Below are 26,403 nucleotides of genomic sequence, written 5' to 3' on the forward strand. Positions count from 1 at the left end.
TCTATTTCATATCAAAACCTATAAATCACTTTCTAATAACTGAATTAATACTTCTTGATTAATGTCACCTATTGAAGAAAAAGCTACATTATCTAAGATAAATATTTCATTAAAGATTGTATATATATCCTTTGGTTTGATGCTTTGTATTTGTCTAATATGTTCATAATATGAATAGATTTTACCTAATGTAAAATAGCGGCTAATAAATAGTAGCAGTGAATTGGGATTTTCAAGTTGTACACTTAATTTAGTTATGAATTTTGACTTACATTGATTTAATTCATTCTCGGATATTAATTCCACCTTTAATCTGTTTAATTCTTTTAATGTTCCTTTAATTATTTCTTCGAAATTATCATTATTAAATAACATACATATGGTAAATGCTCCTGCATAATTAAATGAATAATTAGAGCTTTGTATAGAATATAATAATTTTTTTTCGGTTCTTAATTTTTTATATAACCTAGAACATACACCACTAGTCAACAGTACACTAGATAGTTCAAGAACTCTTGCATAAGAATTATTAAACTTTACTCCATTAAATGCTAATGTAAAAGCTGAGTTTTGTTTATCTCCCTTTTTTGTAATGATTCTTGGTCCATTCTTTACTATTATTTCATCTCTGAATAAACAATCAATATTGTAATCTTTCCAATCATCAAAGTATTCATTGATGATGTCTATAATATTAGTATTAAGATTAAGATTTCCTAAAATAACGAGAAAAGCATTCCCTGGATTCACCCTATTCTCTTTTAATTTTTCCATTTCTTCAAAAGTGAATTTGTTTATGTTTTCCTCTTTTCCTAACACTGATAATCCTATAGAGTGTTCATCCCAAAGAGCATAAAAACAATTATTAATAACCCTGTTCTTATGATTTAAGTGAGTCTTTATTTCATTTAACACTATTTTTTTTTCTTTATTAAAGCTCTCTTTTGAAAAAGGTTGTCTAACCATTTGAGACAGTGTATTTAACCCTAATTTGAATTTATCAATTGAATTCATAGTAGTCACGGAAAAGTACATAAATTCTTTTGTAGTAGCAGCATTATATTTTGCACCACAATTGTTTAACTCATTCATTATACATTCAGTTTCATTGTTTCTAGTCAAATCAAAAAGTAAATGTTCTAATAAATGGCTAATACCATTATTATCTTTAGTTTCATTCTGTGAACCTTGATTAATCCATAATGATGAAGTGATAGTTTTCATATAAGGAATATCATGCCTAATTATTTTCAAACCATTTTCTAAAATTGTTATATTATAATCCATAAAATTTCTCACCACGTTTATTATAAATTTTACGATTCTTTATGAAGAGTTTATCATCAATATAAACTTCCCCTTGATTAATAGTATCATAAATCATATCAATATGAATACTTGATACATTTAATTCTCCACATTCAGGGTAGCTTGCCCCTAACGCAAGATGTATTGTTCCTCCAATCTTCTCATCAAATATGATATTTCCAATAAATTCCTGATGAGAATAATTAGTTCCAATTCCTATTTCTCCTACATAGCCAGCCCCTTCGTCAATTGCTAATAAATTATGAAAAGCTTCATTATTAGATGTACTATAATTTATTACTTTACCTTCTAGAAACTCTAATTGTATGTCATTTATTTCGATACCATTATAAATAATTGGATATGTAAATGCTATTTTACCATTTACTGATTTTTTAATTGGAGCAGTGAAAACTTCTCCATCAGGCAAATTAATTTTGCCACATCCATTTATCCACCTTCTCCCCTCTACACTAAATCTTAAATCAGTATTTTTACCAATAATCCTAAAATTCTTTATTATATCTAATTCAGAGATAATATCTTCATTAAATTTTTTCATGTTATTGTAATATTCAATAATATTATCATTATCTAACTGATTTACTTTAGAAAACAAATCCTGAAACTGCACTGTTGATAAACAACACTTTTGAGCATATGCATTTGTTGGGTATAATACTGTAGATACAAACAATCTGTTTTCTTCAATCAGTGCACTATATTCTCTAAGGTATTCACTGACTCCTTTATAGAAACTATCCATTTTATCACTATTCATATTTCTAAAATATAGATTGGTTTCTGACATAAGGTTCAATATCTTGTCAAACTCTTTTAATCTATGTATTTTGTAATTAAAAAACTTATTAATTTGTTCTAATGAACCATAATGATATAACATCTCATCTATCATATTGTCTTTTATATCTACATCAACAAAGGCACCTTGATTTAATAGTATGGGTATAAGTTCTAATAATAATGGTTTTATCTCTGTAGTCCCCATAATTAACACATGGTCATTCTTCTTTACATTAAGAGAAAAATAGGCTATTAGATTAGAAAAATTTCTATAATTCATTTTTCAGAATAACCTCCCCTTTATTCCTCTTATTAAATGCTTTTCCAATAGCATTTAGTATATTAGGTATAAGAATGATAACTATACATATAAGTAAAGTTAACCTAAAGTGTTTACCTAATATTGCACCTAGCGCACTTAACGAAACTGTTATGCCACCATAAGTTATGAATAAAAATGCACCACTTACTCTACCAACATATTTTTCGTCTGTAATAACCATAAAACTACCTTCAATATACGTCTGCAAGAATATACTAACACCACCAACGACACCAATAGCAATAAGAGCTATATAGAAGTTAGGTGCCAAAATAAGCAGAGCAAATCCAGCAGTAAAAACAATTGCACCATAGACCATATATTTATTACAATATTCTTTTGCTTTTATCCTTCCAGTCAACCATGCTCCTACAATAGAACCTACACCAATACTAGCAAATACAAAACCAACTCCATTTTCGCCAAAATTAAATCTATCTAAAGCTATTATGGCAGGTAAAACATTCAATATTCCTCCTGATATAGTATAAAATACTTTATATGCAGCGATTTCCTTAAGTATTTTATTAGAAAAAATATACTTAAAACCTTGTTTTTGCATTTGAATAAAGCTTATATCCTCTTCTTCTTCTGCTACACTTTCTTTACTACTTTCAAATTTAATTAATAATACAAAAAAGAGAGCTATCACAAATGAAGCTGAATTAATTATTACTACTGTATAAAATCCTAGAAGAGATAAGATCATTCCACCAAACATAGAACCAAAAATAACAGTAAGTTCATAGTACATTCTAAGTTTTGAAATGACTTTTCTCAGTTTTTCACCTTTATATAATCTTTGAATAATAACATTTTTAGAAATTGTATGAAGTGCTCCACATATGGAATTAATGAATGCTACTATATAAACAATATAAAGTGTACTAGACGAATTAAAAAACAACACAAACAATATACTAACTGTCCTTATTGCATCCATTAAAATCAATGTTTTTTTCGCATTAAAACGATCACTTAATCCTCCTCCAACAAATGAAAAAATAGCTGATGGTAATAGACTAAAAATAATTGTAAAAGATAATGCTAACGATGATTTAGTGATAATGAAAACCATAGCACTTAATGCAGCAGTATAAAACCAATTTCCTAAATCAGATGTTATTTGAGCTAATACTAAATATGTAAATCCATTTTTGTTTAATTTTTGTGACATTTTTTATTCCTCCCTATAATTAATTAGATTATTAACTAGTACATCTATTTGTTCTTTAGTATTATAAATGTGGAAACAAAATCTCAATTTATTAGTATCTGGTATTGTTCTAGCGTAAATATTATTATTCTCAAGTTCTTCAATCAACTTATTACTACACCTTTCCTCATTCAACTCAATGAAAGCCATTCCATTTTTATAATAACAGTCATTAATAAACACTAAATCTTTGGATTTAAGCTGTGAAATAAAATAAGATGCTGATGTTCTAATATGCTCATAAATGTTTTCTAATCCAATTTTATTAAATAACATAATATTATTTAAAATCGTTGCAAACAGCCAAAAATTAAATGATGAATTTTCAATTAATCTAGCATCTTTCCTTAATACTCTTTTATTTTCATCAGTATAATCTAACCCTAATGTACTTAATATTATTGGTTTTAGTGACTCTGTACTTTTAATATAAATCATACCTGTCCCCATTGGCCCTAGCATCCACTTATGGAATGGAAACACATAAAAATCTACTGAATCCAATTGTACATTAACTTGACCTACAGCTTGAGCTCCATCAACAAGAATTTTAGTATTTTTTCCAATATTTATTGATTCTCTGATTTTCTTCAAATCATGCATTACACCTGTGTTATATTCTATATGACTAAAAAAGATCAGCTTAACTTTTTCATCCATATTTTTATTTATCTCATCAATAAGATTTTCTGAATTAAGTTCAATAATATCCACACCAAATTTTAATTTCAAAGCGTAAAACGGTAATATTCCATCAGAATATTCATTATCTCCAATTAAAATTTTATCCCCCTTATTCCAAGTAAATGCTGTTAATAATGTACCTATACCAATATTTGTACTTTGAGTATAAGCTAAATTACTATCATTAACTCCAAGCAAATTACTCATTTCAATTTTAAGCTTATAATATGTATTTCTCAATCTTTCAGTATTATACTGATTAGTTGGACATCTTATTTCATCTTGCAAATATTGATTTAATAAATTGGCACTTGATTTAGGCATCCTACCTAAAGAACCACAATTCAAATAAATAATATCATTCTCAAAATTAAACTCATTAATTAATATATTCTTATCTATCATATTTACTACCCCTTAATGAAATTAATACTTAGCTAATTTTATATTTTGATTTCAAATAATATTGTAAACCAGTTAATTTATTCTGATAATCACAGACTTTTTTATTAATATTCCCTTTAGAGACTAATGCTTCATATCTACACCCTCCTGCACAAATAGCTACTAGGGGGCATTTAATACAATTTTCCCATACTTTTAGATTATCAAACACTAGCTTTTTTTCGTTATATTCTAGTTCATTTATATTTCCTATAACAAAGTTTTTATTACCCGCAAACATAAAGCATCTATAAATATCACCAAAACAATCAATGTACTCACTATTATTAGAATGTATTCTACACTTATCACATATTGAACCTTCTAAAATATTAAACCCTTTGTTGAATCCGTATTGAAATATTTTCCCGATTATAGTATTTGAATTTTTATTTCGTGAGTATGAGTAATTGTTTGTATCCATGATATTCCTAAATTTTAATGATATGTTCTTCTTATAATCACCCATATTATGATCTAAATAGTCAATCCATTCAAGTAATATATTCTCTTCACCATAATGATAATTTGTTCGTATAGCAAAAGGAATAACCTTAGCATATTTCTCTATACTATTAATTATTTTGTCGAATGAACTTGTACCATCTTTTGATGGTCTTAAACCATCATGCCTACTTTTTATGCCATCTACTGTTACTTGAACACCTTTCAAATTATATTTTTTTAGCTGATTAACAATATAATCATTTAATAATGTACCATTAGTTATTAAGGAGATATTATATATAATTTTATCATATTTAACTAATAACTTAGTTAACAACAATAAAAAATTTTCAATAATATCAAAATTCAAAAGAGGTTCTCCTCCAGTAAAAGCAATATTCAACTTCTCTATTTTATCATTAACTATTTTATTTTCTATACGTTCAATAACTTTCTTACCTACTGTAATATCCATATAAGCTAGACTACTAGTAGTGTTTTCTTCAAAACAGTAAGGACACATCATATTACAATCATATGTTGTTATGAGTGTTAAATTATAAGTTGGTTTGAACCTTGTAAGTGCTTTATATGTTATTTTGTCCTCATCACAATTATCTTCAATAATGAATCCTTTATCTTTCAAAAATTCTAACTGTGATATACATTTTCCATTTTTTATTCTACTTAGCTGATTCTCATTAACAAACATTTTAGCACCAGTCAATGTATTATAAAAAATTTCCCCTTTTCTATCTCCTTCATTTTGAACTCTTATAATATAGTTAGGTACTTTCACCCCTTATCACACCCACCTTTCAACTATGAGAACTTAATAAAGGGATAAACATTAATTTTCTGTTTAATCCCTTTATTAATAAAAGTATATTCAAGCAATTATTAAATAATACTTTATGTATTATCTTATATAATTAAATATGAACATGAATACAAGTTTCTTCCTCTGCATTACCTTTATCAATTTCAATTTCTTCATTTAATTCTTTTTCATCATTTTCTTGTTCTTGAAGGTTTAAATCTTTTTCGCTCATGTTTTTCCCCTTTCATCATTTTTTTAGTAATCCATAGATTATGTTAGATGAACATGAACACAACTCTCTTCTTCTGCATTACCTTTATCGATTTCTAGTTCTTCATTTAGGTCTTTTTCATCATTTTCTTGTTCTTGAAGGTTTAAATCTTTTTCACTCATTACTCTCCCACCTTTCTTATTAAATATTTATTAGTTAAGCCTTATTAATCCTTAACAAATGTTTAAAATATAAAGCTTACTAATCAGTTATACTTATCTGTTTTAAATAATGTATGTAATTTATTGTTTTATTTTAAGTATACCTTGTGTTAATTTTTTCGTTAATATATAATATATTTATAAATTGTCTTTTTAATATTTACATTATATCATTTTCATTATTTTTTTTGAAGAGTATAATATTTCTCAATACAGGAGTTGGATTTATGAATTTGTACAAATATGGAGAAGAATTTAGAAAAATAAGATGTTCTAAGAATATTTCTCAACAACAACTTGCAGATTTGGCAATGTGCAGCAGAAAATATATAAGCTTGATAGAGACAGGAAATGTAGCACCATCCTCTACTATGTTAGTCAGAATATCTAATATCCTAGGAAATTCAATAATTGATCTATTAAAATATTGTAACTGCAATGAAACATATTTTACTACTGAAACCAAAAAACAAATAGAAGTGTTAAAGAGCTCTTGTAATTATAAAGATTTGAATAATCTGCTGAGTACCATAGAACAACATGAGGATTACCAAGATAATCAAAACAAACAATATATATTGTGGCACAAGGCCATATGTGAAATGGAATTGAATCATAATTTTTTTAAAGCTATCAATCTCATAAAACAATCATTATCTGTAGAGAAATACGATGACCTATTTATTTATATAAATAAACCGGAATTAAATATGCAAGAAATTTCTATTTATAATAGCCTAGCAATTCTTTTAAATTACATGAATGCCAATAATTATAGTATTAGAATTTTAGAATCTTTAATAGGATGTAATTATGCTAATTTTCCTGACTCCATAAAAGTTAAAATATACAATAACTTAGCCAGTAATTATTTATCTATGAACAAGTATGCAAATGCTCTTAATACAATTAATAAAGCTATATCTCTAAATCAAATTTATAAGAATCCATCACTAATAGGTATATTATATTATAATAAAGCCCAAATATTATCTAAATGCAAACAGATAGAAAAGAGTACAGAATTTTTTGTTATGACATATTATCATTATAAAAATAGCAAAAATGCTCTCTATATGAATAAAGTAATCGAATCAGCTAATAAATGTTCTATCAACATTAAACCCTATATAATATAAATATATATTTATAATAAGGACTGTCTATAATACATTTTTATGTCTCCTATAAGCTATTTCTGTTTTAGCTTTCTTACTGACATAAAATATATTACGTGACAGCCCTTTTGCAATATTTAGTTTCCTCTATAAATACTATAATAAGAATCTATCATGCCTTTCATCTTATCATCAATCAATACTTTACCATTAATCTCTTTATTATATAAATGCTCTACAACCTCATCCATAGTTACTATAGCGCAAGTTTTCATGTTAAACTTCTTAGATAATTCATTAAGAGCACTTTCATCTCCCTGCCCTTTTTCCATTCTATCTACAGATATGATCAATCCTTTTACATCCACATCACCATTAGCTTTAATTATTGGCATAGTCTCATAGATTGATGTCCCGGCAGTTGTAACATCCTCAATAATGATAACCTTATCACCATCTTGTAATTTACTTCCAAGCAAAATTCCTTTATCACCATGATCTTTTATTTCTTTTCTATTAGAGCAGTAAGCCACTTCTTTATCATAATTATTGCTCAGTGCCACTGCTGTAGTTACACTAAGAGGTATTCCCTTATAAGCTGGTCCAAACAACACATCAAAATCAGCATCAAAATTATCCATAATAGCCTTAGCATAAAACTCACTAAGTCTACTTAACTGACTCCCAGTTCTATAATTCCCCGTATTCACAAAAAATGGAGTCTTTCTCCCACTCTTAGTAATAAAATCACCAAAAGTCAATACTCCACACTCAACCATAAACTCAATAAAATCTCTTTTATACTGTTCCATACTATAAATTCCTCCTAATTCGTATTTCTGTATTTTAAATTAACTATTATGTGTTTTAACTAACAGTCGTTCCGATAGTATAGGGGAATATTCCGTCAGCCCTTAAACGTCCATGTTTAAAGGGCTGAGTTCGCCATCCGTGGCTCACTGCTCCATATTCCCCTATACTATCTCCACTCGATATTTTAATCATACCTTGAGTACATATAATTTCCCCGCTTAACAAAACTTACTATACATCACTCTCTTAGTCTTCCCACCAAACTTAATCAATCACGACCGAGGGGAGTAAAGGGGTATGTGGAGTAGCGAGCCATGGACGGCGAGCCCGGCAATTTATACAGGACGTATAACCTGCCGGCGTAACATACCCCTTTACTCCCCGACCGTTACCTAACACTACCAATCAATTCCCCAACATCCTTAACTCCCATACTCTCCATATATCTCTCAATTCCTTCAATAACTTCAACCGTTGCCCTAGGATTCATAAAATTAGCGGTCCCTACAGCAACTCCCGTAGCTCCAGCCAACATGAACTCAATAGCATCTTCCCCATTACATATACCTCCAAGACCTATAATAGGCAATTTGATACTGTTATATACCTGATTCACCATTCTTACTGCAACAGGTTTTATAGCAGGTCCCGAGAATCCTCCAACTCTATTAGCAAGTACAGGTTTCTTCTTATAAATATCTATCTTCATACCTAGCAAAGTATTAATTAATGAAACACAGTCCGCTCCGCCTGCTTCTACTGCCCTAGCTATTTCTGTAATATCTGTTACATTAGGACTCAACTTCACTATCAATGGTTGTTTGGCATGTTTCTTGACCTGAGATGTAACATACTCAGCCATTTTAGGGTCGGTCCCAAATGCTACACCACCCTCTTTAACATTAGGACAAGATATATTAAGTTCTATCATATCTATATCTGCATCTTGAAGTTTCTTAGCCACTTCTACATACTCATCCACTGTTTTTCCAGCTATATTAACAATAATTTTGGTATCATACTTTCTAAGAAAAGGAATATCTTCCTCTATAAAAACATCTACACCAGGATTTTGCAAACCAACTGCATTAAGCATTCCACCATAAGTCTCTGCAATTCTTGGCACTGGATTACCTAACCATTCATTACTTGCAACTCCCTTAACAACTACTCCTCCAAGTCTATTCAGGTCTACAAATTCCGAGTACTCTTTCCCAGACCCAAAAGTTCCAGAAGCAGTCATCACCGGATTCTTAAAATCAATCCCTGCTATATTTACTGAAGTATTCATTAAAATATTACCTCCTTAGCATCAAAAACAGGTCCATCCTTACAGACTTTCTTATGAACATATCCTAGTTCATTATCTGCTTTAATCTTACATATACATCCTACACAAGCCCCTATACCACAGCCCATTCTTTCTTCTAATGATATCTGAGCATCTACTTCTAATCTCTCAGCCATATCTTTGACAGCGGCCAACATAGGTTTTGGTCCACAAGAGTATATCATACTCCCCTTTACTCCTACTTTTTCCATTAGCTCAACTACATTTCCTTTTTCTCCAACTGAACCATCATCAGTCGCAATATGAACTTCCCCATACTTCTCGAACTCCTTAGTCAAAAACGACCCACTTCTGAATCCAAGAAAAACTTTTTTCTTACCAGGCAGATTCTTCACAAGCTCAAGAAGAGGTGGTGCACCAACCCCACCACCAACAATAATACTCTCATCACATTTTGTTATCTTGAACCCATTACCTAATGGACCTAACACTTCAATTTTATCTCCTGAAATCAGGTCCGAGAATTCCTTAGTTCCCATACCAACAATCATATAAACAATAGTAACTAATCCTTTATCTCTATTCACTTCACATATACTTATAGGTCTAGGCAATATCCTGCTTTCTGCCTTACAATAAACATTAATAAATTGTCCTGCCTTAGCATTAACAGCAATCTCTTCCTGTCTAATAACCATCCTATATACATTATCAGCTATTTCTACATTAGATATTATCTCTGCCTCTTGCTTATCTCTAAAATTATCTTGACACATAATATCTCCTTTCCAGATGTTATTAATTTCTATAAACACAACTTACTTTAAATCAATTACCGGTTTTTGTCTTTAACGACCGAAGGGTAAAGTATTAGAATCACGCAGACCGATCGCTTCTCAGAGTAAGGCAAGTGATTCTAATACTTTACCCTGACCCCTAAATTGTACACATCTGTATCTTCATGTTTCAAATCTGTACACAAGATATCTAACAACCCTCTAGCTGTATCAAGCGAAGTCAAGACTGGTACCGAAGCTTCTATTGCAGCTCTCCTAATTCTAAATCCGTCTCTTGTTGAATCATTTGCTTTAGTAGGTGTATTTATTACTAAGTCTAACATACCACTTCTAATTAAGTCTAGAATATTTGGTACCCCTTCACTGATTTTCTTTACAATACTTACATCTATATCATGTTCTTTTAGAATTTTGGCAGTACCCTCTGTTGCAAGGAATCTATATCCCTTATCAGCAAATCCTTTTGCTATAGGTATGAATTCTTCCTGGTCATAAGGTTTTATAGTAGCCAGGATTGTTCCACCTTCTTTTGGCATATTCATACCAGAAGCTATGAATCCCTTGAACAATGCTTCTTCAAAAGTCTTTCCAACTCCTAGAACCTCTCCTGTTGACCTCATCTCTGGTCCTAAGCTGACTTCTACATCAGGCAGTTTTTGAGTAGAGAATACTGGCACTTTAATGGCTATTGTATCAGCTTCTTTATATAATCCTGTGCCAAATCCTAACTCACTTAGTTTACTTCCTAACATTACTTTCGTAGCTAAGTCAATCATTGGAACTCCTGTTACTTTACTTATATATGGAACTGTTCTAGAAGACCTAGGATTTACTTCTATGATATATAATTCATCCTTATATTCAATGTATTGAATGTTAATCATACCAACTACTTTCAGCGCTTTCGCTATCTGTCTAGTATGATGAAGAATCTTATCTTTTATTTCCTGCTCAATATTCTTGGATGGATATATTGATATACTATCTCCTGAATGAACTCCCGCTCTTTCAAGATGTTCCATGATTCCAGGGATTAAGATATCTTCTCCATCACATATTGCATCTACTTCAATCTCTCTACCTATCAAGTATCTATCAATCAATACTGGGTTCTTGCTGTCTCTTTCAAAGGCTTGTACTAGGTATCTTTCCAATTCCACCTTATCGTAAGTAATCTCCATACCTTGTCCTCCAAGTACATAGGACGGTCTTACAAGTACTGGATATCCTAATATTTCTGCTTCTTCTAAGCCTTCCTGTAGATTCCATACCGCTTTACCTTTAGGTCTTTCTATTCCAAGAGACTCCATTAATTCATCAAATTTTTCTCTATCTTCTGCTTCATCTATTTGCTTAGGCTTAGTTCCCAACACATTTACATTCATTTCATCTAGGAATCCGGCTAACTTAATGGCTGTTTGTCCTCCGAATTGAAGTATGACCCCATCTGGATTTTCCTTTTCAATGATATTCAGTACATCTTCTTCTGTAAGTGGTTCAAAATACAGTTTATCAGCTGTATCAAAATCTGTACTAACCGTTTCTGGATTGTTATTTGCTATTATTGTTTCTATCCCTGCTTTTTTCAGTGCTAATATACTGTGTACACTACAATAATCAAATTCTATTCCCTGTCCTATTCTAATAGGTCCAGAGCCTATAACCATAACTTTTTTGTTATCAGAAACTTCAACCTCATCGTATTCATCATATGTTGAGTAATAATATGGTGATAGAGCTTCAAATTCTCCACCACATGTATCAACCATCTTAAATACTGCTTTTATATGGTAGGCTTTTCTAAGATTGTATACTTCTACTGGCTTACATTTCACGAAATCCGCTATAGCTTTATCAGAGAATCCTTTTTTCTTTAGATATAACATCCATTCCCTATCCACATCATCTATTGTCTTAGTTCTTAGTTTCTCTTCTTCATTAACGATTCCTTTTATTTTATTTACAAAGAACTCATCTATTCCAGTTATCCTACATACTTTATCTATTCTATAATTTCTTCTTAGAAGCTCTGCTAAGTCAAATAATCTTTCATCATCAGGTATCTGAACTCTTCTTTTTAGCTCTTCCAGACTTCTTGTAGCGGCTTTTTTATGATATAGTGAGTATTCTCCTATCTCAAGGGATCGAATTGCCTTTAATAGTGCTGATTCAAAGTTATTTCCTATAGCCATAACTTCTCCAGTCGCCATCATCTTAGTTCCTAATGTCTTTTTAGCTCTTCTGAATTTGTCAAAAGGCCATTTTGGTATTTTTATAACACAATAATCAAGTGTTGGTTCAAAACATGCTTTTGTCTTCTTAGTTACTGCATTACTGATTTCATCTAGTCCATAGCCTAATGCTATCTTGGTACTTACTTTGGCTATTGGATAACCTGTCGCTTTTGATGCTAGAGCTGAAGAACGGCTAACTCTTGGATTAATCTCGATTACTGCATATTCATAGCTGTCTGGATGAAGTGCTAACTGGACATTACATCCTCCTTCAATCCCTATGGCATTTATTATGTCTATAGATGCTTTTCTTAACATTTGATATTCTACATCTGATAAAGTCTGTGATGGTGCTACAACAATACTATCACCTGTATGTACTCCAACAGGGTCAATATTTTCCATATTACATACAGTTATGCAGTTACCAAAAGAGTCTCTCATAACTTCATACTCTATTTCTTTCCAACCTTTTATTGATTTTTCTAATAGAACTTGACCAACTCTACTTAATTGTAGACCTTTAGCTAATATTTGTTTTAATTCTTCTCTGTCTTCGGCAATTCCACCACCACTTCCACCAAGTGTATAAGCTGGTCTTACTACAACAGGGTAACCAATCTTAGCGGCAAAATCTACACCTTCTTCCATACTGGTTACAATCTTACTCTCTATAACAGGCTGGTCAATTCTCTCCATCAATTTCTTAAAATCTTCCCTGTCTTCTCCTTCTTTTATTGCCTCGATGGATGTTCCTATAACTCGAACATTGTACTTATCCAATATTCCACTATCATAGAGCTCAACAGCTATATTAAGTCCTGTTTGTCCACCCATACCAGCAATCAAACTATCAGGTCTTTCAATATCAATTACTTTTTCTAGATACTCTATAGTAAGTGGTTCTATATATACTTTATCAGCTACTTCTTTATCTGTCATGATTGTAGCTGGATTACTGTTAACTAATATAGTTTCGATTCCTTCTTCTCTCAGTGCTTGACAAGCTTGTGTCCCTGAATAATCAAACTCTGCAGCCTGTCCAATAACTATAGGTCCTGAACCTATTACCAATACTTTTTTTATGCTCATATCTTTAGGCATCTAATTTACCTCCTTGGTCATTCATTGTGTCAATAAATTCATCAAATATCCCATCTGTATCATATGGTCCTGGACAAGCTTCCGGATGAAACTGTATACTATAAATCTTATACTTATTATGCCTCATACCTTCAATAGTATTATCATTCATATTTATATGGGTCACACTAACATCCTTTGGCAAACCCTCATCAGTAACCACATAACCATGATTCTGGGATGTTATCATGATTTTACCAGTTTTCATGTCCTTCACTGGATGATTAGCACCTCTATGTCCAAATTTCAACTTCTCAGTATTACCACCAAGAGCTAACGCTAAAAGTTGATGTCCCAAGCATATACCAGTTATAGGCTTTTTCCCAACAATCTTTTTAATCTCCTCAATAGACCCAGGTATATCCTTTGGATCTCCAGGTCCATTACTAAGGAATACTCCATCAGGCTCTACCGCCAACACATCCTCTGCTTTCGCATCAGCTGGAAAAATAGTCAATTTACATCCTCTACTCTTAAACGAATCAATAATATTCTGCTTAATCCCAAAATCCATCATGGCAATATGCAAACCATCACCATCTTCAACTTGTACTTCCTTAGTAGTAACTTCTTTCACAGCACTATTATTATTAAATCCATCCAACTGTAATTTTATCTGACTATCAGTTAAATCCCTTAATGTGATAATCCCTTTCATGGTACCATAGTTTCTAATTATCTTAGTCAATGCCCTAGTATCTATACCTTCCAAACCTAATATCCTATTCTCCTTCAAATAAGTATCAAGCTCAAACTCACATCTCCAATTACTAGGGTCATCACATTTCTCCCTAACAATGAATCCTCTAACCTTAGCTCCCTTAGACTGCATATCATCCAAATTGATACCATAATTACCAATCAAAGGATACGTCATAGTAACAATCTGTCCATAATAGGACGGATCAGTCAACACTTCCTGATATCCTGTCATTCCAGTATTAAAAACAACCTCTCCAACTGTCTCCTTAAGATACCCAAAAGCTCTCCCATGAAAAACAGTCCCATTCTCAAGAATCAATCTAGCTCTCATATAGTAAACTCCTTCTAAGTCATCAATTATCATTACCACAAACTTTATCTTTTAATCAGTTAATTTCATCATTCTAATTATCGTACGTTAATCCACCCTGCACCACCGAAGGTAGAAAAGGGGTATGTGAAGCAGCGAGCTACCTCACCCTATTCAAATCATCCCTCATACTAATCACAGCTTCTCTAGCTGCCTTACCAAATTCCTCATCCTTGAACTTATTCCTATAAGCTTCCTTAGTATAAGCCGCAATAATTCCTCTAGAAGAATTAACTATTGCTCCCAATCCATCTTTATTAAAACATCCAGCCAAATCTTCTGCTGTAGCCCCTTGTGCACCATAACCAGGCACCAAGAAGAAAGTCTTAGGCATAATTTTTCTAAGCTCAGTACTCTGCTTTGGATAAGTTGCTCCAACAACTGCTCCAACTCTGCTATAACCAAGCTCACCCATTGATTTCTCTCCCCAACCAGCTACAAGCTTTCCTACTCTGTCATATATCTTTTCACCTTCTACAACAAGGTCCTGTATCTCTCCACTATTTGGATTAGATGTCTTTACTAGCACAAACAATCCTTTATCATACTCATTACAATTCCCTATATAAGGCTCTATGGAATCATATCCTAGATAAGGGTTTAGAGTTATAAAATCCTCTTTATATACTTCAAATGATTCTTCCTCAACTTCTACTCTACCAATATGTCCATTGGAATATGCTAAAGCTGTTGAAGCTATGTCACTTCTTTTGATATCTCCTATTACTATAAGACCTTTTTCTTTTGCATAATCTATTGTATCTATATAAGCTTTCAGCCCATCAACACCAAATTGCTCATACATGGCAACCTGTGGTTTCACAGCAGGTATTAGGTCATATACATTATCTATTATTTCTTTGTTAAAATTATAAAATGCATCAGCTGCTCCCTTAAGAGTCTTTCCATATTTCTCATATGAACTTTCTTTTATATATTCTGGTACAAAATTCAACCTAGGGTCTAATCCTACAACAGTTGCATTATCCATCTCTTTAATCTTTCTTATTAATTGATCTACCATTTTTATCTTCCTCCTTATAAATCTTTATTTGAAAACTATTTTTCCATTTACAATTGTATATTTAACCTTTCCTATTACATTTTTTCCATGGAAAGGACTATTTTTACTTTTTGAATGAAATTTATTCACATCTATTTTATATTCTTCTGTTGGATTAATAATTGTTATATCAGCGATTTTTCCAATCTCCAGTATCCCTTTATCAATTCCTAACATCTTAGCTGGGTTATAACTCATTTTACTGATAAGTTGAAGGGGTGTTAATATCTCTGTTTCAACTAATTCAGTAATTCCTAATGCTACAGCTGTTTCAAGTCCAACTATACCATTTGGTGCTTTTTCATATCCACAATTTTTTTCATCAATATGATGAGGAGCATGGTCAGTGGCTATTATCTCTATTACTCCATCTTTTAATGCTTCTTTTACCGCTTCAACATCTTTTTTACTTCTTAATGGCGGATTCATTTTAGTATTCGTATTTTCTAGTGTTACATCTTCTTCTGTCAAAGTATAATGGTGTGGGCATACTTCAGCAGACACATTCAAACCACTCTCCTTAGCATTTCTTAAAAAGTCTATACTCTCTTTCGTACTAATATGACAGATATGAAGTCTTGCTCCTGTTCTTCCTGCTAGAATTATATCTCTTGATACAATTATGTCTTCTGATTCGGGTGGTATTCCTTCTACACCTAATTTATTTGCAATGCCTTCATTCATAATTCCTGTTTTCGCTAAAGTGGCATCTTCACAATGTGATAATACAGGTATATCTAATTTTTTAGCTTGTATCATAGCATCATTTAGTATCTTTGCATTCATTACTGATTTACCATCTTCACTTAGAGCACATATACCTGCCTTTGACATAGCTTCAATATCTACTAGCTGCTCTCCATTTTGTCCTAATGTAATTGCTCCTATTGGTAGAACATTTACAATCGCTTCATTTTCTGCTTTTTGTTTTACCAGCTCTACTAATTCTTTTGTATCTATAGCTGGATTAGTGTTAGGCATAGCACATATTGTTGTAAATCCTCCAGCCGCTGCACTTTTACTTCCTGTTGCTATAGTTTCCTTATGTTCATACCCTGGTTCTCTTAGATGTACATGAACATCTATAAGTCCTGGTGTTACCCATAATCCTTCTGCATCTATAATTTCATCTGCTTCACAAGTAATGTCTTCTTGTATCTTTACTATTACATCATCTTCTATAAGTAAGTCTAATTTTTTAACTAAGTCTTCTTTTGGATTAATTATTGTTCCATTCTTAATTAATAATTTCATTAATTCAACCCTCCTGAGTTTTTTTGTAAATAATGAAAAAGGGAATATACATGGTAATAATCAATTACCATGTATATTCCCTAATATTACAAAATTTATTTTTTTCAATTACAAATGAGGACAGAATTGCCATAATAATATTATCTGTCTTCATATTATCCATTATGCAGTTTGTATATTTTTTTATACAATAAAAGAACGCACCGATGTCTCGCATCATAATTTCCTCCCTTGCTGGTCTCTCTGTACCAAATTAAAGGTCGACTTGCGTACTGTCGAATTAGTTTTATATATTTTTATAAATGATATCATAGTCTATTATAAAAGTCAATATTTTTTATCCCAGTTTTCCTAATCTTAAAATCAACCTTATATTTTAAGTAAGTTAAAAAAGTGTTTGTGACTTGCTTTATCACAAAACACTTTTTATTCTAATAAGCTTAATTATTAGTTATTTGCCATATACATACTTTAATTTACTATTAGTATTTTCTTTAGCTGAAAGTATCATAATCATCTTCTGTAATATCATTCAATACTTCTCCAGCTTCATCTTCAAAGGCTCTAGCCTGAGATAAATCTTTTAAAGAAATTATACCAACTACGTTCTTATCTTCTACAACAGGAATTCTTTTTACTTGATTGTGTGACATTAGATCAGCTACATCTTTTACATTCATATCAGGTGTTGCAGTTATAACGTCTTTTGACATGATATCTTTACATTTTGCATCTTGTGCATTAATATCTTCTGCAATAGTTTTTAAGACGATATCTCTATCAGTTATTATTCCAACTAACTCATTATTATCTTCTACTGGTATTGAACCTACATCTTCATCTCTCATTTTTCTTGCAGCTTCTTTAATAGATGTATCTTCATTAACGGAAACTATATCAGATGTCATTATTTCTTTAGCTTTCATATTTATACACTCTCCTTCTTATAATCTACACATTTATTATTAGAAGAAAAGTTATATAATATACACAAAAATCTCCAATCAAGATTGATTAACTTGATTGGAGATTTTTTCACTATATCCTTATACCATGACTCTTATAAATTGGAACAGTAAACATTATGCCTTTTCCTGTTTTATCTGTATTCAAGTCAAGGATTATTTCAATTTCATCCATTACATTTATTACAGCTTCTTCAGTAGGAAGTGCAACAAATATAGTCTTATTATATTTTTTGTTATCAGCATTATTCATGTAATTAAACATCTTGGACGATATTTTTACATTACAACCTTCTATCGCTGATAATCCAAATGTATCAATAACTGTATATCTAGATATACCTAGAGCAGCCAGCTTTTTCTTGACACTCTTAGATTTTTTAACATCATTAATAACTATAAAAAGAATATACTTACAGTTTAGCATATATCATCCTCTTTTCTTAAATAGGATTTTTTAATAATATTCACTTTCAAATTCTTTAGCCATAACTTTTTTGTTTTCTCTACTTTCAATATGACGTTGTAATTCTCCGCCTCGCATATGCGTAACAGGTAATACAAACATAATACCTTTATTAGGTTTTTTCATGTCTCCACCTATTACTCTTTCTATATGGTTCATCACTAGTTCAACCTGCTCTTCACGCTCAATAACAGAAAAAACTGTTTTGTTATAATGAGTATCACCATCAATAGATTTCATAAAACCACCAATTACAGGTATATTATAGATATCTTTACTTATTGCTGTAGCACCCATACTATCAATTACAGTTGCTCCTCTAATACCTAATTGCTTCATTTTAAATAAAACTTCAGGTAAATACTCAGGTTCATTTAATACAATAAACAATACGTACACTCTATCACTCCTTCATGTTTTATTATACAAAGTCCTTATATTAAGACTGTTACTAGTCAACGATTAGTTTAATATTTATTTCTATTATATGACATTCCCTATTTAAAATATCATTATACTATTCACACTCTGATACTTCAACTGGTTTTTCATTTTTAAATAACATTTTTAGGAGAGGTGGTGTAACGATTGTTGATATAACCACCAATAAAACAATACTCGTGAAAGTCCTATTTGTTATTATATTGCTTCTCAGCCCTTGATTAGCAACAATCAACGCTACTTCTGCCCGGGCTATCATACCCACACCAACCTGTAATGATTGTTTTCCTTTAAATCCGGATAGTCTTGCACCAAGACCACAACCTACTATTTTACCAAATATAGCGATTACTACTATCACTAGTGCATAACCTATATAATTAACAATATCACTTTTTATCACTGCACTAAGTCCAATACTTACAAAAAATATTGGTGTAAATAATGCATAAGCAAATGATTGTATTTTACTAACAACACGATGTCTATAAGGTGTTGTTGCAAGTGCTACACCTGCAAAATATGCACCTGTGATTGCTGCTACACTAAACATCTCAGCTAAATACGCAAAGATAAAACATAATATTATAGCAAATGTTACAATTCTATCTCTCCATACTGAGCCTTGAGCAAATTTGGTGATTCCTTTTGAGATGATTATACCTCCGATAACAGCTATAACAAAGAATGATACTATTTTTATCATTAGTTGTGTTATATTTGTATCTGCTGAAGGATTAACCATACCTGATACTACAGCTAATAAGATGATTCCTACAACGTCATCTATTATAGCAGCACCCAAGATAGAAATTCCTTGTTTACTAGCTAATTGTTTCATATCTCTAAGAACTGAAACAGAAATACTAACAGAAGTTGCTGTTAATATCGTACCTATATATAATGCAAACATTAATTGATGATGTGCATCTCCGTCTGGTAAAAAACTCTTGAAAAATAATAATGGAACCAGCGTTCCTAGACCCAACGGCAATAGTACACCACCCATTGCAATTATTGAAGCACCTTTTCCTGATGCTTTAAGTTCCTTTAAATCAGTTTCTAATCCAGCTAGAAACATTAAAAATACCACACCTATTTGTGATATGTCACGTATTAGTACATTTTCACCATCTACTAAATCAAAAACTGTCGGACCTATAATAATCCCTACTAGTATTTGTCCAAGAACTGGTGGCATTGATACTTTTGAAGCCAACCATCCGCCAACTGAAGCGGCTACTAATAATATCGCCAGTTGTAATAAAAAATGATACTCTTGTGCATGTTGCATCATTGCTGAAAAATCCATTTTTTATGCCCCCTAATATAAATTTAAAATAGCACAAATTAGATTCTACTACTATTATGTACAATATGCAATGGTAATAATGTCGAATATCACAATGTTTTCATTATTTTTTTAGTAAAATATATCTATATTTTGGCTAATCTTAAAACATCCATCATTATATGTAGTAAAAGTGCATAATAAAATCAGTGTTTTAATGCTCTAACAGCTATATATCTAAATTATGTTTTACATAAACAAAACTGTCTCATAATATATTTTACAATTTCACCCTAGTAAAATAAATCCTTATGAGACAGTTCACATTATATACAATCAATCAATAAAAAGTAATACCTTATTTTCTTCTACAAAAACCTTTAATTACGTTTTACAGACTAATCATATTATACACTTGCAATATCTTTTAATTTTTGAGCTTGATCTGCTGTTACTAGACTATCAACTACTTCTTCTATATCTCCATCAAGTATACTATCTAGTCTATGCAATGTTAACTTGATTCTGTGGTCAGTCACTCTACCTTGTGGGAAGTTGTAAGTACGTATTTTTTCACTTCTATCTCCTGTACCTACTTGACTTTTTCTGTTCTCCGCTAATTCTTTCTGCTGTTTCGCTTGTTCCATATCAAATAATCTAGAACGAAGTACTTTTAAAGCCTTATCTTTATTTTTTAGCTGAGATTTCTCATCTTGGCAACTAACTACTAAACCAGTTGGCAAGTGAGTAATTCTAACAGCAGAGTCAGTTGTATTAACACATTGCCCACCATTACCAGAGGCTCTGAATACATCTACTCTAATATCATTCATATTAATCTCAACAGCTACATCTTCAACTTCAGGTAATACAGCTACCGTTACTGTAGAAGTATGGATTCTTCCTCCTGACTCAGTAACAGGAACTCTCTGAACACGATGTACTCCACTTTCATATTTTAATTTTGAATAAGCACCTTTACCAGTAATCATGAACACTACTTCTTTGAAACCGCCAACACCGCATTCGTTAAAACTTATCAATTCAACTTTCCATCTATTTCTTTCAGCATATCTTGAATACATACGAAATAGGCTTCCAGCAAATAGAGCCGCTTCATCACCACCAGCTCCACCTCTAATTTCAACAAAAACGTTTTTATCGTCATTAGGATCTTTTGGCAATAATAATATCTTTAATTCTTCTTCTATCTGAATTAGTCGTTCCTTACTCTCATTTAGTTCTTCTTTAGCCATTTCTTTCATTTCTGGGTCTTCTTCTTCTTCCAGAATAGCTAAACTATCTTCTAAATTAATTTTAGTGTTTTTGTATTCTTTATATTTATCAACTATTGGTAATAGATCGCTATGCTCTTTCATAAGCTTACGCCATCTATCTTGTTGACTAATAATATCTGGATCATTAATCATTTCAGATATCTCTTCAAATTTACTTACAATACCGTCTAATTTACCAAACATAACTACACCTCTCTATATTGTTAGGGAATTTATAATTATGAATTACCGCAATAAAAGCGACTATAGCCGCTTCATTCTCACAGAGAATATTTTATCCCTTATTTATTATATGCACCAGCTACAACTCTATTAATTCCAGTTAGATCTTTGTAGATTTTAATATCCGTGTACCCTAATGCATTTAGAATCTTCTTCACTTCATCACTTTGGTCATATCCTACTTCATATAAAATATAGCTCCTTTTTTTTGTTCTATTTTTAACCTCTTTGGAGATTTCCCTATAAAAATATAGTCCATCTTCTCCACCATCTAAGGCTCCTATGGGTTCATGTTCTTTCACTTCAATCATCAAATCACCTATATCATTACTTCGAATATACGGTGGATTAGATATAAAAAGCTGAAAGTCATGATTTTCATCTATATCTTCAAATAAGTTGCTTCTGACAAATTGTATCCTGTCAGCAACATTATTAATGATTGCATTTTCTTTAGCAATTTTAAGGGCTTCATCTGATATATCCACAGTAGTAGCTTTTACATCATTACAATTATAACATATGCTTATTGGAATACATCCAGTGCCTGTACCAATCTCTAATATATTAGTTATATTGTTTTCCTTAATGTATTTAATTGCTTCTAATACAAGTACTTCAGTGTCTTGTCTTGGAATCAACACATTTTCATTAACTTTAAATGTCAAACCCATAAATTCTTGATATCCAATTATATATTGAAGGGGTTTACCCTCAGCTCTCTGTGCTATATAATTATTATATATATTATATTTTTCTTCTGCTATTAATTCATTACCGTTAATTATAATATATACTTTATCAACTCCAAGTACATGTTCTAGTAATAAATCAGCATCTAATCTAGCATCAGTAATGTTATTACTTGATAAAGTCTTAATTCCATCATCCAATGCGTTCCTTATGGTCTTCTTCATCGTTAACTAAGACCCCTTTCAAAGAAGCAATTGCAACTTCTATCTGTGAACCATCTGGCTCTCTTGTTGTTAATCTTTGTAACCATAATCCAGGTTTTGCAATAACAGCTGCGAGTTTTGATTCTGATCTGCCTAACCATTTTATAATTTCATATGACAATCCAGCTATTAATGGTAAGCATAATAATCTTACAGCGAACCTTAACCAAAATGTCCTAACATCAATAATCATTAATACTAGTATACTCATAAGAACTACAATAAGCAAGAAGTTTGTTCCACATCTCTTATGGTATCTTGAATGTTTCTTGATATTTTCAACAGTAAGTTCTTCTTCGTGTTCTAGACAATTTATAGATTTATGTTCTGCTCCGTGATATTGAAAAACTCTTTGTATATCTTTCATCAATGATATTATTTTCAGATATACAAGGAATATAACAACTCTTATTACCCCGTCTACCAAATTGATTAAACTTTCATTTGGTAATTTATCCTTGACTAATTGAGAAAGTCCTAAAGGTAATAGCACAAATAATCCTATTGCCAATATTATTGACAATACAACTGAAAAACCTACTACAACTTTATCTAATTTGTCTCCAAATACTTTAGTTAAAAATCTGTCGAATTTACCCGGTTCTTTTTCTTTCTCATCTTCTACTTCAAAAAACTCAGCTGAATAAGTAAGAATCTTCATACCTATAATTAATGATTCCACAAATGCTAACATACCTCTGAATATGGGCAGCTTAAATAGTTTTACTTTTTCGGAAAAGCTTGTATATTCTCTTTTATCAATTATTATTTCTTTATCTGGTTTTCTAACAGCAACCGCATAGGTGTTTTTGTTTTTCATCATAACACCTTCGATAACAGCTTGACCTCCTATATCTACTGGTTTCAATTATATCACTTCCATATTATATTATTTTTAAAACTTATTAAATTATAACATGTTATCTTTTTTTTATCTACCTATTTAACTCTTTATAATGTATTTGTGAACAAAAGAGGCTACACCTACTTTTCAAATCAAATTAGTTCATTTGAAAAGATTTCCTTTTGGTATAAAAAAAGTTGAGGATAATCCTCAACTTCTTAGCTAATTAGTTATTTTCTTGGTTCATACCATATTTACGGTTGAACTTATCTATACGTCCACGAGCAGAAACTGCTTTTTGAGTTCCAGTATAAAATGGGTGACACTTTGAACAAATTTCAACGTGAATGCTTTCTTCTGTTGAACCTGTAACAAACTCGTTACCGCAGTTACATTTTACTTTAGCTTGATGATATTTAGGATGAATTGCTTCCTTCATTTGTTTCACCTCTTTCAAATGTTAGACTTAATATTATATGCCGACATAAGTCGAACTTATATTTTAAAACAGCTTTTATATTATAACACATGAAATAATAGTATGCAATACTTTTCATGGCTGTATTTAAATAGTTTGTTAATTTATCTATATTTATCTAGTAAATTATTGTTGATTGTATTAAAGAAATCCGTGTTATTCTTAGATTTAACAAAAACTTTTAATATGCTTTCAGTAACTTCATCTGAACGCATATTACTACTTGCTTTCCTTAATCTATAAATAGCATCCATCTCTTCTTTTGTATATAGTAAATCATCTCTTCTTGTACCAGATTTGGCAATATCAATAGCTGGGAATATTCTTTTTTCAGATAGCTTTCTATCAAGAACTAACTCCATATTACCTGTTCCTTTAAATTCTTCAAATACTACTTCGTCCATCTTACTTCCTGTTTCAACAAGTGCTGTAGCAAGTATTGTAAGACTTCCTCCTTCTTCAATATTTCTAGCTGCACCAAAGAATTTCTTAGGCATATGAAGCGCTGCAGGATCAAGACCTCCAGATAAAGTTCTTCCACTTGGTGGAATAGTTAAGTTATAAGCTCTAGCTAGTCTTGTTATACTGTCAAGTAATATATATAGATCTTTCTTCTGTTCAACCATTCTCTTGGCTCTTGCCAAAACCATCTCAGAAACTCTTTTATGATGTTCAGGCAGTTCATCAAAAGTAGAATATATAACCTCTACATTATCACCATTAATAGAACGTCTTATATCAGTTACTTCTTCGGGTCTTTCATCAATTAATAAAACTATAAGATGAGAATCAGGATGATTTGTTGTTATGGCATTAGCAATTTTTTTAAGTAACGTTGTCTTACCTGCTTTTGGAGGTGCCACAATCATACCCCTTTGCCCTTTACCAATAGGCGCAACAAAATCAATTAGTCTGGTTGAATATTCTGAAGAGATTGTTTCAAGACGAACCCTTTCATTAGGGAAAATAGGTGTTAAGTCTTCAAAGTTAGGTCTTTTAGCAGCATTGGCAGGTGAATCGCCATTTACAGACTGGACATATAGTAATGCTCTAAATTTTTCATTTTCTTTTGGTACTCTTATATTACCAATTATTAAATCTCCAGTCTTTAAATTAAATCTTCTAATTTGTGATGGTGACACATAAACATCATCTTCACCTGGTAGATAATTAGCACATCTAATAAAACCGAATCCATCTGGTAATACTTCCAATACTCCGTAAGCTATTTCTCCGCTATTTAAATCTTGGAAATCTGAAGGTACAGTTTTAGTAGGTTTATCTCTATGTACTTCTTTTTTGATTTCCTTGCTATTTTCATTAGATTCTTTATTTATATCTTTTTGAACTTCTTTTTTTTCTTCTATTTTATATTGCTGTTTTTTGTATTCTGCTTTCTTAGGAACAACTTTCTCTTTATTAACAGTTTTTTCTACTTTTTGTTCTACTTTCGGTTCTTCTTTTTGTTCCACTTTTTCAAGTTTTGGCTGAGTTTTCTTTACTTGTTTCTTCTTTGTTTTTGGTTGTGATTTTTCTTTCGGTTCTGTTTCTATTTTTTGTTGCTTTTCTTGTTCCACATTTTGTTCCTGTTTTTCTTCTTCTTTCCCTTGTTGTTTAGCTTCAACTTCCGTAAGAATTTGCACAAGCTCTGCTTTCTTGAATGTTGTAACACTTCTAATGCCAATTTCTTTTGCTTTCTTGCGAAGCTCAGCTAAAGTGAATTTTTTGAAATCTGTACTCATTAGAGCACCCCTTCCGTTTTTAATTAATTATTACTCCAACCGAAACTATGTAAATATTATATCAAATATGTTATATTAGTTAGACTTAAGTTATTAATAAAAATTTTCCAATATAAATATATACCAAAGTTTGTCCCATGATGATTATTTACAATATAATAATAAACCATCTGTTAATTAAATCAATTACTCTCTAATTATTTAATATATAAAGCACATTTTATATTGGGATTAATAATGATAAGTCATATGAAATATAAATTGGATATGCTTATATTGAACTTATTTTATATAAATAATTTAATTCAATATAATGTTTTAGTCTTAGCAATGTTAATAGTCTATATACCCTATATTAGTATATCTGTTGTTTTCTTATATTTTATTAAGCAATTTTATACATTATATATATTATACCATAAAAAAGTGAATTAA

General features: G+C 31.0%; 23 protein-coding genes. 1 reads left to right on the top strand and 22 read right to left on the bottom strand.

Translation table 11 applies throughout. From position 1 onward, the window contains the following. Positions 1-18: 18 nt before the first annotated feature. The 6 genes from AACQ14_RS15855 to AACQ14_RS15880 form a co-directional block, all read right to left on the bottom strand. Positions 19-1,290 (bottom strand): M16 family metallopeptidase, encoded by a 1,272-nt coding sequence (locus AACQ14_RS15855; RefSeq protein WP_339364565.1) that lies wholly within the window; start codon positions 1,288-1,290, stop codon positions 19-21. Next, the gene (locus tag AACQ14_RS15860; protein ID WP_339364567.1) at positions 1,280-2,395 is read right to left on the bottom strand and encodes an aminopeptidase; all 1,116 of its coding nucleotides are present in this window, start codon (positions 2,393-2,395) and stop codon (positions 1,280-1,282) included. Before AACQ14_RS15860 ends, AACQ14_RS15855 begins: the two co-directional genes overlap by 11 nt. After that, positions 2,385-3,614, bottom strand: a complete 1,230-nt coding sequence (locus AACQ14_RS15865; protein ID WP_339364568.1) for an MFS transporter — start codon at positions 3,612-3,614, stop codon at positions 2,385-2,387. Before AACQ14_RS15865 ends, AACQ14_RS15860 begins: the two co-directional genes overlap by 11 nt. 3 nt (positions 3,615-3,617) lie before the next feature. Then, entirely contained in the window at positions 3,618-4,742 is a 1,125-nt protein-coding gene (locus tag AACQ14_RS15870; RefSeq protein WP_339364569.1) for an aminotransferase class V-fold PLP-dependent enzyme, read from the bottom strand. Positions 4,743-4,770: 28 nt separating this feature from the next. Next, entirely contained in the window at positions 4,771-6,027 is a 1,257-nt protein-coding gene (locus AACQ14_RS15875) for a radical SAM/SPASM domain-containing protein (protein WP_339364570.1), read from the bottom strand. 291 nt (positions 6,028-6,318) lie between these two features. Then, positions 6,319-6,441 (bottom strand): hypothetical protein, encoded by a 123-nt coding sequence (locus AACQ14_RS15880; RefSeq protein WP_339364571.1) that lies wholly within the window; start codon positions 6,439-6,441, stop codon positions 6,319-6,321. Between the two features lie 266 nt (positions 6,442-6,707). Between AACQ14_RS15880 and AACQ14_RS15885 the strand changes: the two genes are divergently transcribed. Next, positions 6,708-7,619: a helix-turn-helix domain-containing protein gene (locus AACQ14_RS15885; protein ID WP_339364572.1), complete on the top strand. Its 912-nt coding sequence runs from the start codon at positions 6,708-6,710 to the stop codon at positions 7,617-7,619. A 116-nt stretch (positions 7,620-7,735) separates the two neighbouring features. On the opposite strand, the gene pyrE is transcribed toward AACQ14_RS15885, so the two are convergent. The 16 genes from pyrE to rho all read right to left on the bottom strand — a co-directional run bounded on the left by pyrE (position 7,736) and on the right by rho (position 25,968). Continuing rightward, positions 7,736-8,410 carry an orotate phosphoribosyltransferase gene (pyrE, locus tag AACQ14_RS15890; RefSeq protein WP_339364573.1) on the bottom strand — a complete coding sequence of 225 codons (675 nt, stop codon included), beginning with the start codon at positions 8,408-8,410 and terminating at the stop codon, positions 7,736-7,738. Positions 8,411-8,799: 389 nt separating this feature from the next. Then, on the bottom strand, positions 8,800-9,702 hold the full coding sequence (locus AACQ14_RS15895; RefSeq protein ID WP_339364574.1) for a dihydroorotate dehydrogenase: 903 nt from the start codon (positions 9,700-9,702) through the stop codon (positions 8,800-8,802). Further along, on the bottom strand, positions 9,702-10,478 hold the full coding sequence (locus AACQ14_RS15900) for a dihydroorotate dehydrogenase electron transfer subunit (protein ID WP_339364575.1): 777 nt from the start codon (positions 10,476-10,478) through the stop codon (positions 9,702-9,704). Before AACQ14_RS15900 ends, AACQ14_RS15895 begins: the two co-directional genes overlap by 1 nt. A gap of 140 nt (positions 10,479-10,618) precedes the next feature. Further along, entirely contained in the window at positions 10,619-13,837 is a 3,219-nt protein-coding gene (carB, locus tag AACQ14_RS15905; protein WP_339364576.1) for a carbamoyl-phosphate synthase large subunit, read from the bottom strand. Beyond that, positions 13,830-14,909, bottom strand: coding sequence for a carbamoyl phosphate synthase small subunit (locus AACQ14_RS15910; RefSeq protein ID WP_273325413.1), 1,080 nt, complete (start codon positions 14,907-14,909; stop codon positions 13,830-13,832). Before AACQ14_RS15910 ends, carB begins: the two co-directional genes overlap by 8 nt. A gap of 139 nt (positions 14,910-15,048) precedes the next feature. Then, positions 15,049-15,972, bottom strand: a complete 924-nt coding sequence (gene pyrF / locus AACQ14_RS15915; RefSeq protein WP_339364577.1) for an orotidine-5'-phosphate decarboxylase — start codon at positions 15,970-15,972, stop codon at positions 15,049-15,051. A 24-nt stretch (positions 15,973-15,996) separates the two neighbouring features. Then, the gene (locus AACQ14_RS15920; RefSeq protein WP_339364578.1) at positions 15,997-17,265 is read right to left on the bottom strand and encodes a dihydroorotase; all 1,269 of its coding nucleotides are present in this window, start codon (positions 17,263-17,265) and stop codon (positions 15,997-15,999) included. Between the two features lie 494 nt (positions 17,266-17,759). Beyond that, complete coding sequence (locus AACQ14_RS15925) at positions 17,760-18,191, bottom strand: CBS domain-containing protein (RefSeq protein WP_339364579.1); 432 nt, start codon at positions 18,189-18,191, stop codon at positions 17,760-17,762. Positions 18,192-18,303: 112 nt separating this feature from the next. Then, positions 18,304-18,657 (bottom strand): P-II family nitrogen regulator, encoded by a 354-nt coding sequence (locus tag AACQ14_RS15930; protein ID WP_339364580.1) that lies wholly within the window; start codon positions 18,655-18,657, stop codon positions 18,304-18,306. Positions 18,658-18,687: 30 nt separating this feature from the next. Next, positions 18,688-19,095 (bottom strand): hypothetical protein, encoded by a 408-nt coding sequence (locus AACQ14_RS15935; protein ID WP_212692627.1) that lies wholly within the window; start codon positions 19,093-19,095, stop codon positions 18,688-18,690. A 118-nt stretch (positions 19,096-19,213) separates the two neighbouring features. Continuing rightward, positions 19,214-20,449: a cation:proton antiporter gene (locus tag AACQ14_RS15940; protein WP_339364581.1), complete on the bottom strand. Its 1,236-nt coding sequence runs from the start codon at positions 20,447-20,449 to the stop codon at positions 19,214-19,216. Between the two features lie 386 nt (positions 20,450-20,835). Beyond that, the gene (prfA, locus tag AACQ14_RS15945) at positions 20,836-21,909 is read right to left on the bottom strand and encodes a peptide chain release factor 1 (RefSeq protein WP_339364582.1); all 1,074 of its coding nucleotides are present in this window, start codon (positions 21,907-21,909) and stop codon (positions 20,836-20,838) included. 98 nt (positions 21,910-22,007) lie between these two features. Next, the gene (prmC, locus tag AACQ14_RS15950) at positions 22,008-22,865 is read right to left on the bottom strand and encodes a peptide chain release factor N(5)-glutamine methyltransferase (RefSeq protein ID WP_339364583.1); all 858 of its coding nucleotides are present in this window, start codon (positions 22,863-22,865) and stop codon (positions 22,008-22,010) included. Further along, on the bottom strand, positions 22,834-23,772 hold the full coding sequence (locus tag AACQ14_RS15955) for a DUF1385 domain-containing protein (protein ID WP_113672007.1): 939 nt from the start codon (positions 23,770-23,772) through the stop codon (positions 22,834-22,836). The genes prmC and AACQ14_RS15955 overlap by 32 nt, the downstream gene beginning before the upstream one ends. 202 nt (positions 23,773-23,974) lie before the next feature. Further along, complete coding sequence (gene rpmE / locus AACQ14_RS15960; protein ID WP_113672008.1) at positions 23,975-24,187, bottom strand: 50S ribosomal protein L31; 213 nt, start codon at positions 24,185-24,187, stop codon at positions 23,975-23,977. Positions 24,188-24,330: 143 nt separating this feature from the next. Further along, positions 24,331-25,968, bottom strand: coding sequence for a transcription termination factor Rho (gene rho / locus AACQ14_RS15965; RefSeq protein ID WP_339364584.1), 1,638 nt, complete (start codon positions 25,966-25,968; stop codon positions 24,331-24,333). Positions 25,969-26,403 lie beyond the last annotated feature (435 nt).

Source organism: Vallitalea maricola, from assembly GCF_036985595.1.
Lineage (GTDB): Bacteria > Bacillota > Clostridia > Lachnospirales > Vallitaleaceae > Vallitalea > Vallitalea maricola.